The 2,773-nt window shown below is 68.8% G+C and carries 4 protein-coding genes; all 4 read left to right on the forward strand.

The genetic code is table 11. From position 1 onward, the window contains the following. A partial coding sequence (locus WA805_RS24645) for a thiamine phosphate synthase (protein WP_425243514.1) occupies positions 1–224 on the forward strand: 224 nt, incomplete at its 5' end. A gap of 58 nt (positions 225–282) precedes the next feature. Then, positions 283–618, forward strand: a complete 336-nt coding sequence (locus tag WA805_RS24650; RefSeq protein WP_424564977.1) for a GYD domain-containing protein — start codon at positions 283–285, stop codon at positions 616–618. Positions 619–644: 26 nt separating this feature from the next. Further along, positions 645–1,460: a class I SAM-dependent methyltransferase gene (locus WA805_RS24655; protein ID WP_425239914.1), complete on the forward strand. Its 816-nt coding sequence runs from the start codon at positions 645–647 to the stop codon at positions 1,458–1,460. 186 nt (positions 1,461–1,646) lie between these two features. Next, positions 1,647–2,773 (forward strand): ATP-binding protein (locus tag WA805_RS24660; RefSeq protein ID WP_422273611.1); only part of this gene is annotated, 1,127 nt, incomplete at its 3' end.

Below are 2,773 nucleotides of genomic sequence, written 5' to 3' on the forward strand. Positions count from 1 at the left end.
GGCTGTCGCTGATCTCGCACATCGCGTCGCTTGGCGTCGCGCGGCCCTGGTTCGCGATCGGCGGGATCAGCCTGTCCCGGCTGGACGACGTGCTGGCGGCCGGGGCTTCCCGGGTCGTGGTGGTACGCGCGATCACGGAGGCCGACGACCCGGGCGCGGCCGCGGCGGAATTCGCGTCACGGCTCCGCTCAGGAAGTATTGCCACCAGCTTCGCCGGGCCGTAACGTCAGGCTCGTCCAGGCGGCCTGGCCTGGACTCGGCCATCTTTCCCGGGGAGAAAAGATGAGCATCTACCTTTACCATCTTGTCCAGACTCCATCGACCCTCGCGAAGCTGATCGCGGCGCCGGAAGACCGCCGCCAGACGATCGAGCCGATCTTCAAGGGCCTGGGCGGCAGCGTCCTCGGCTTCTGGTACGGCGTGGGCGGATCCGACGTCTACGTTGTCGCCGAGCTGCCGGACGATGTCGTGTCGACCAGCCTCGCCACCAGGGTCGCCTCGTCCGGTGCGTTCTCGTCGGTGACCACCACGAAGCTGCTCACCGTCGAGGACATGCTCACCGCGCTCGGCGGATCGGCGGCCACCGCCGCCTACCGCGCCCCGGGCGAACCGGCCTGAGGGGCAAAACGCGCGAGCGCGAGCACATGGCGGGAGGGGCCATGAAGGAAAACCGTTACGTCTTCGATAATGCCGTGACCGCTGAGACCGGCATGCGGTTTTCCGGGTTGGAAGCGACCTTCGATCCCGCCACTATCGGGTACCTGACCGGTGTCGGCGTGACAGACGGATGGGCGTGCTGGGAGATCGGCGCCGGCGGCGGCAGCATTGCCAGCTGGCTGGCTAAGCAGGTAGGGCCGACGGGAAGCGTTCTGGCTACCGACATCGACCCCCGGTTCATCCCGGCCTCCGAACTGGCCCACCTCGAGGTAGTCCGTCACGATGTCACCGCTGACGCCATCCCGGAGGCTCGCTATCACCTCATCCATGCTCGGCTGGTGCTGAGCCATCTGCCTCAGCGCGGTGATGTGATGGTCCGGCTGGTGCAGGCGCTGCGGCCAGGCGGCTGGCTGGTCGTCGAGGACTTCTCCGGTGCCTTCCAGCGGGGAACTGAGCCCGTCGGCCCTGCCGAAGCGAGGTTCCGCAAGGTCCATGCGGCGCTGGGTGAATTCCTTGCACGCTCCAACGACGATGAGTCCGACTTCGCGAGCTCCCTCCCCCACCTGCTGGCTAGCCTGGGGCTGATCGATGTCGGCGGAGAGGCCCGGGTGGTTTTCGGCCGCGGCGGCTCGGCCGGCGCGCGGGTTATGGTGGCTGGCCTGCGCCAGGCCGGTGATCGGATGATCGCTGCGGGGCTGGTCGATCGTCCGGCCCTGGATGAGGCCATCGCCTACCTCGACACCCCCTCGTCAGTAGTCAGCATGCCCACGATGGTGTCGGCATGGGGCCGGCAGGCGGGTTAGGCGTCACGGACAGGCCGTGGCCGGGCAGGATCAGCCGCCCGGCGAGCCAATCGAGGAAGCCGAGCAGGAAGGCGTCTCTGGTCATACCCGCACAGGCGCACGTCCTTACAACGCGGCGAAACGCCAGCGATGCGGGCGTACCCGGTCGTACTCTTCCGGATTGTGGCGGCGGATTCCGATCAACCAATGATCAATTTCGCGGTGCACCAGGTCCGGGCAGGCCACGCCGGCGCGAGTGAGGATTTCGAGCAGATGCTCGGGCTGCTCGTCCGCGCCACGTCAGGGGAGGCACGCCTCGTCTTCGCCAATCCCGGTGACTGGGGTATCGACGTCCTGGTCGGTGACCTGCGCGGGCGGGTGACCGTGTGGCAGGCGAAGTACTTCGCGCGGGGTGTCGCCCGAAGCCAGCACCGTCAGATCACGGCGTCCTTCGACGCGGCGCAGAAGGCGGCCGCCGACCACGGGTACACGCTGGAGCGGTGGGTGCTCTGCGTCCCGGCCAGCATGGACGCGCCCACCACGCAGTGGTGGGCGGACTGGAAGGCCGGGCGCGAACAAGACAGCGGCACAACCATCGAGCTATGGGACGAGAACCGGTTGCGTGAGCTGCTGCTGCGACCGGAGGCCGCCGGCGTGCGCCGCCACTACTACAACCCGTACCGCTTCGACGGCTGGCCCAGCGATCCGCACCGGGTTACCTCGCCGTACCTCGGGCTGAGCTCGTTCGGAGAGCGGGACGCGGGATTGTTCTTCGGCCGGGACGCGGCCACCGCCCGCGTCCGAGAACTAATGGCCGCCAGCCTCGCCGGAATGGGGCTGGTTGTCGTGTCCGGTGTGTCGGGCGCCGGGAAATCCTCGCTGTTGCGCGCGGGCGTGCTGCACCGGCTGCGGGAATCTGGATTCGAGGGGGCGCCGGAGGCGGCGTCCTGGCCATGTTTGCTCTTCACGCCAGGACGTGCCCCATTGGGGGAACTGGCGGTGCGGATCGCGCCGCTCGCGGGCGCGCACGCGGCCGAGGTCCTGGAGCGCCTGCGGGCAGATCCCGCCGTTTTCGGCTGGATCGCCCGGCAGGCGGCGCTCGCCTCGGGCGCGGGACGCGTCGTGTTCGTCATTGACCAGTGCGAGCAACTATTCACCCTGTGCCAGTCACCGGACGAGCGCCGGGCGTTCATCACGGCGCTGCACGAAGCGGCCAGCGGCGACACGCCCGGCGCACTCGTGGTACTCGCGATCCGCGCTGACTTCGAGGCCCGGCTGGCCGACTACCCGGAACTGGGTGAGGCAGTCCAGGGGCGCTACCTGCTGACCGGGAT

Source organism: Trebonia sp. (assembly GCF_049794275.1).
GTDB lineage: Bacteria > Actinomycetota > Actinomycetes > Streptosporangiales > Streptosporangiaceae > Trebonia.